The organism is Neisseria sp. P0009.S007 (assembly GCF_051962515.1).
In genome coordinates this window covers 1-5188 of record NZ_JBQCVF010000056.1, presented here as the reverse complement: position 1 = coordinate 5188, position 5188 = coordinate 1, and the positions used below count along the sequence as shown (strand labels likewise).

General features: G+C 44.9%; 5 protein-coding genes and 1 pseudogene. 2 read left to right on the top strand and 4 right to left on the bottom strand.

The genetic code is table 11. The features are described from left to right. Positions 1-440: pseudogene (locus ACTHS3_RS06870) on the bottom strand (oxygen-independent coproporphyrinogen III oxidase); the annotation flags it as partial. Positions 441-602: 162 nt separating this feature from the next. Between ACTHS3_RS06870 and fnr the strand changes: the two are divergent. Continuing rightward, on the top strand, positions 603-1337 hold the full coding sequence (gene fnr / locus ACTHS3_RS06865) for a fumarate/nitrate reduction transcriptional regulator Fnr (protein ID WP_039862092.1): 735 nt from the start codon (positions 603-605) through the stop codon (positions 1335-1337). An 86-nt stretch (positions 1338-1423) separates the two neighbouring features. Here the strand turns inward: fnr and ACTHS3_RS06860 are convergent, their stop codons facing one another. Beyond that, on the bottom strand, positions 1424-2374 hold the full coding sequence (locus ACTHS3_RS06860) for a CysB family HTH-type transcriptional regulator (RefSeq protein WP_049344882.1): 951 nt from the start codon (positions 2372-2374) through the stop codon (positions 1424-1426). Positions 2375-2816: 442 nt separating this feature from the next. Between ACTHS3_RS06860 and ACTHS3_RS06855 the strand changes: the two genes are divergently transcribed. Continuing rightward, positions 2817-3578, top strand: coding sequence for an OmpA family protein (locus tag ACTHS3_RS06855; protein WP_070587458.1), 762 nt, complete (start codon positions 2817-2819; stop codon positions 3576-3578). 135 nt (positions 3579-3713) lie between these two features. On the opposite strand, the gene ACTHS3_RS06850 is transcribed toward ACTHS3_RS06855, so the two are convergent. Together ACTHS3_RS06850 and greA are read right to left on the bottom strand one after the other, a co-directional pair. Continuing rightward, positions 3714-4142: a DUF4149 domain-containing protein gene (locus ACTHS3_RS06850; protein WP_004519635.1), complete on the bottom strand. Its 429-nt coding sequence runs from the start codon at positions 4140-4142 to the stop codon at positions 3714-3716. Between the two features lie 98 nt (positions 4143-4240). After that, on the bottom strand, positions 4241-4717 hold the full coding sequence (greA, locus tag ACTHS3_RS06845; RefSeq protein WP_039862094.1) for a transcription elongation factor GreA: 477 nt from the start codon (positions 4715-4717) through the stop codon (positions 4241-4243). Positions 4718-5188 lie beyond the last annotated feature (471 nt).

The window sequence follows — 5188 nt, the reverse complement described above, 5'->3', positions numbered from 1 at the left end:
CGGATCATTTCGAAGACGCGTTCGAGTTGGTCGTCGCTTAGGAATGTCGGCGTGCCGCCGCCGAAGTGGAGTTGCGCAAGCTGGTGTCGTCCGCCTAAATGCGGTGCCAGCAACTCCATTTCTTTTTCCAGATACTGGATATAGGCATCGGCACGGCTTTTGTCTTTGGTAATGATTTTGTTGCAGCCGCAGTAGTAGCAGATGGTATTGCAGAAGGGGATGTGGATGTAGAGTGAAAGGGGTTTGTTGAGCGCGCCCATGTTACGCAGGTTTAAAGCTTGGATATATTCGGCTTCTTTAAAGCCTTCATGGAAGCGGTCGGCGGTCGGATAGGATGTATAACGTGGACCGCTTGATGGCAAACTGGCAATCAATTCGCGGTCGAATTCCGGTAATTCATTGTTTGTGTTAGTGTTATTTGAGATAGGGATGATTTTCATGGTCGGGGCTTGTAGTATGAAGTAAGGAAATTAGGGAAAATTTTAGTCAAAATTTCGATAGTTTGGTAGAATGCCTCATAATGATATGCCAACTTTGACATGGGTCAATAGTTATTCGGCTTCATCAGGGATTGAGAGAACTAAGCAAATTAAAGGTGCGTTATGGCCACACACAATGCAACACATCAAATGAAAACCTTGTGTTCCACATGTTCTTTACGCGAGCTGTGTTTGCCTGTCGGACTGATGCCTAACGAATTTTCACAATTAGACGCGGTTATCCGTCAAAGCCGCCGTCTGAAAAAAGGTGAATACCTGTTCCGTGCCGGCGAGCCGTTTACCTCTTTATTTGCCATCCGTGCGGGCTTCTTTAAGACAACAGTTGCCAGCCAAGATGGACGAGATCAGGTAACCGGCTTTTTTATGTCGGGCGAGCTGATCGGTATGGATGGGATTTGTTCCCATATTCACAGCTGTGATGCTGTGGCTTTGGAAGACAGCGAGGTATGCGAGCTTCCGTTTACACATATTGAAGAACTTGGTCAGGATATTCCCAGCCTCCGTTCTCACTTTTTCCGCTTGATGAGCCGCGAAATTGTCCGAGATCAGGGCGTTATGCTGCTTTTGGGCAATATGCGCGCTGAAGAGCGATTGGCAGCATTCTTACTCAATCTGTCTCAGCGTCTCTATTCACGAGGTTTTGCCGCCAATGATTTTATCTTGCGGATGTCGCGTGAGGAAATCGGCAGCTATTTGGGGCTGAAACTGGAAACAGTCAGCCGCACCTTGTCTAAATTCCATCATGAAGGCTTGATTTCTGTTGAACACAAGCACATCAAAATCTTAGATGCGACAACCTTGAAGAAAATGGTTTCTGGTTGTTCGCACGCTATCTGAATCTTAGGCCGTCTGAAATATTTCAGACGGCCTTTTTAACAAGAATTAAAGAATAATTGTTAAGTTACGCAAGTTATAGTCAGATATTAAATTGAAAAATCTTCAACAACCGGCGTGTACAGAATGCGGTCGACTACTTCTCTGGTCAGTTTCGGTGCAAACATCTGGATAAAGTCATACGCGTAACCGCGCAGGTAGGTATCGGTGCGTAAGGCTATCCAAGTGGGTGATGGTTCAAATAAGTGTGCCGCATCAATCAGCTGTAAATCTTGATCGACCGCAGGATCGTACGCCATTTTCGCCATTAAACCAACGCCCAAGCCTAAGCGGACATACGTCTTCAATACATCTGTATCGGCAGCCGATAAGGCAACATCAGGTTGCTCAATATGCGCTTTATTAAATGTACGCGCAATGCTGCTGCCGGAATTAAAAGCAAATTCGTAAGTAACTAGCGGAAAAGAAGCTAAATCTTCAAGGCTTAAAGGATTGCGGCAGTCCAAAAGAGGGTGATCGTGCGGAACAATCACGGCATGGTTCCATTCGTAGCAGGGTAGTTTGCCCAACTCGGGGTGATCGTCAATGCGTTCGGTAATAATTGCCAAATCTGCTTCTCCGCTGCTGACCATTTGGGCAATGGCAGAAGGGCTGCCTTGTTTGATGGTCAAATTGACTTTAGGGTAGTTTTTGACAAATTCCGCAACGATTTTGGGCAAAGCATAGCGCGCCTGGGTATGCGTTGTCGCGATGGTTAGCGAGCCGCTGTCGTGATCGGTAAACTCGCTGCCGATATTTTTAATGTTTTGTACATCACGCAAAATCCGTTCCGAAATCTCTAATACGGCTTTGCCCGGTTGCGAAACGGAAACCACACGTTTGCCGCTGCGGATAAAAATTTGGATACCCAATTCTTCTTCAAGCAGGCGGATTTGTTTGGAAATGCCGGGCTGGGATGTAAAAAGCGCATCGGCAGCCTCGGAGACATTCAGATTGTGCCGGTAAACTTCAAGGGCGTAACGTAATTGTTGCAGTTTCATGGTAGTAGTACCGAATACGTTGTTATTGTGGATTTTGTGCGACAAACGGCATGTAATTTAACATATTTTGCCCAGTTTTGCCCCGAGTTTTGAAAATGGTTGTTTTTAATGAAAATATCTTTTAATGATATGAAAACAGGAAATTCAGGAAAGAAGAGGGAAAGGGGTTTTGTTGTTTTTGTACAACTTTAGGTAGGTGAATTGTCTGATTTTGCCCTAAATTAATGACACAAGATTGATTTTTCGGCATGATTAACTACTAGGAAGCAGGCACTTCATGATTGTTTGAAGGCATCGAGTATTGACAGTTTGCCTTGCGCTTCTTTATAGTGCAACCTGATATATCCGATTTGCCGCTGTTTTGATACTGCGGCCTGTATATTGGTACTTTGCAGCGGTTGCTTTCCTAGTCCGCCGCATAACAATTTGATGAGGGAATAAAATGACCAAACAGCTGAAATTAAGCGCATTGTTCGTTGCCTTGGTTGCCTCTGGCACCGCTATGGCCAGCGAAGCGCACACCAAACACGGTTACACCGTAAGCAGCCAATCTCAAGAAATCGTCCGTAACAACTACGGCGAATGCTGGAAAAACAGCTACTTCGACAAAGCTACCGAAGGCCGTGTTGAATGTGGTGACCGCGAAGCAGTTGCTCCTGTACAACAAGCTCCTGAGTATGTTGATGAAACTGTTTCCCTGTCTTCTAAAACTCTGTTCGGCTTCGACAAAGACAACCTGCGTCCTGAAGCTCAAGAGAACCTGAACGCTTTGGCTCAACGCCTGAGCAACGAAAGCGTACAAACTGTACGTGTTGAAGGTCACACTGACTTCATGGGTTCTGAGCAATACAACCAAGCTCTGTCTGAGCGTCGTGCCAACGTAGTTGCTAACTACTTGGTAGGTCGTGGCGTTGCTTCTAGCAAAATCTCTGCAGTAGGTCTGGGCGAATCTCAAGCTCAAATGACTGCTACTTGTGAAGCTGAAGTTGCTAAACTGGGCAAAAAAGTTTCTAAAGCTAAGAAACGTGCTGCTCTTATCGCTTGTATCGAGCCTGACCGCCGCGTTGATGTTAAAATCCGCAGCGTGGTTACTCGTCAAGTTGCTCCAGGTCAAACTATCGAAGGTCAAGGCGAATTGCCTGCTACTGATGAAGGTTGGATCCCAGCTCCTTACAATGGCGTTCACGGTTACGCTAAACCTTAATCGGTTTTTGAAAAATGCCCTGCATATTGCAGGGCATTTTTTTATGGTTTATATTTGAAGAGTCGGGGAATTCATGATTCAAAATAAAAGGCCGTCTGAAAGACTTATTTTCAGACGGCCTTTTATTAAGACAGATTAGTTTGACTTGGGCCATTTCCATACGCAAACAGCGGCGAGTATTGTACAAATCAAAAAGATGATACTGGATAAGCCGTGCCAAACGCCGAATGTTCCACCTACTAGGGACAGTAACCAGTTATCTAGTCCGTACTTGTGTGCCTCGATAACCGGCGTAACCAAAAGATGATTACAGGCTAAGAGTAGCCAAAGTACCAATATCCACCAAGAAAGTAAGGCCAGCTGCCGTCTGAAAAAGGCATAGGCTGCGCCAAAAATAACTAAGCCACAAAGTGCTGTAATAGCAAATAAAATGCCGGCAATTTCTCCTGCCAGCATTTTGGGCAGGATGCGGAATAGGATAGGGGCAGTAACATAGCCTGCTGTCAGCTGCATACCAAGCCACATGGCGGCAGCGGTTTGGATAATTTTGTATAGTAGATTCATTATGCTTCTCCTGTGAAGATTTTATTTTCTTTGATTATGGTGTTTTTAGGTACAGCAAAAGGCCGTCTGAAAATGTTTTCAGACGGCCTTTTGTTTATTTAAATATATTGCACGGCAATGATGTCATATTCACGCACGCCGCCGGGTGCTTGAACTTCTGCAACGTCGCCTTCTTCTTTGCCGATCAGGGCTCGGGCAATGGGGGAGCCAACGTAGATTTTGTGTTCTTTGATGTCTGCTTCATCTTCACCGACGATTTGGTAGGTAACTTGTTCTTCGGTTTCCAAATCTTCCAGTGTCACAGTTGTGCCGAACACAATTTTGCCTTCTGCATGGATTTCGGCAGGGTTGATGATGTGCGCCATAGAGAGTTTGTGTTCCAACTCGGCAATGCGGCCTTCGATAAAGCCTTGACGCTCTTTGGCGGCTTCGTATTCTGCGTTTTCAGACAAGTCGCCGTGTGAACGTGCTTCGGCGATGGCTTCAATGACTTCTGGGCGTGCTACGCTTTTGAGGTGTTGAAGTTCTTGTTTCAACAATTCTGCACCACGGACGGTCAAAGGGATTTTTTGCATTGAGTTCTCCATGAAAGCATGATGATGCTTTTAAAATTTTATCCGGCCACGCGCGGTAGCCGGATTGGAAATAAAAATACAAGCCGCCAAAGCTTGGCGGCTTGATGAATAAATAAGTAATGCCTGTATTCTACCAAATTCTGCCGAAACCGCAATAATTAAAACGGATTTTCAGTAAAGTGTTGTTTTCTGTCTATTTTGTTTTTCAGACGGCCTGAAAACTAAATATTGAAGTATTTCAAAGCTGCATCGGAAAAACGGTTTCTTAAATGAATGTTTTTGATTAAAATGCCTGATACTAATTCGTAATAATTAGTCTGCTTTGACTATATAAAGAGAATATATGGAAACAAAACCAACTTCCCAAAATGAACAACAGGCTAACCGCCGTTATTTGACTGTTTGGCGATGGCATTTTTATGCCGGACTTTTGGTTGCGCCGTTTTTAACCCTGCTGGCTGTTACAGGGTT

Bases quoted from the DNA above. Each gene is read 5' to 3' on its own strand.
- ACTHS3_RS06850 (WP_004519635.1), bottom strand. From the start codon at position 4,142: ATGAATCTACTATACAAAATTATCCAAACCGCTGCCGCCATGTGGCTT.
- greA (WP_039862094.1), bottom strand. From the start codon at position 4,717: ATGCAAAAAATCCCTTTGACCGTCCGTGGTGCAGAATTGTTGAAACAA.
- ACTHS3_RS06860 (WP_049344882.1), bottom strand. From the start codon at position 2,374: ATGAAACTGCAACAATTACGTTACGCCCTTGAAGTTTACCGGCACAAT.
- fnr (WP_039862092.1), top strand. From the start codon at position 603: ATGGCCACACACAATGCAACACATCAAATGAAAACCTTGTGTTCCACA.
- ACTHS3_RS06855 (WP_070587458.1), top strand. From the start codon at position 2,817: ATGACCAAACAGCTGAAATTAAGCGCATTGTTCGTTGCCTTGGTTGCC.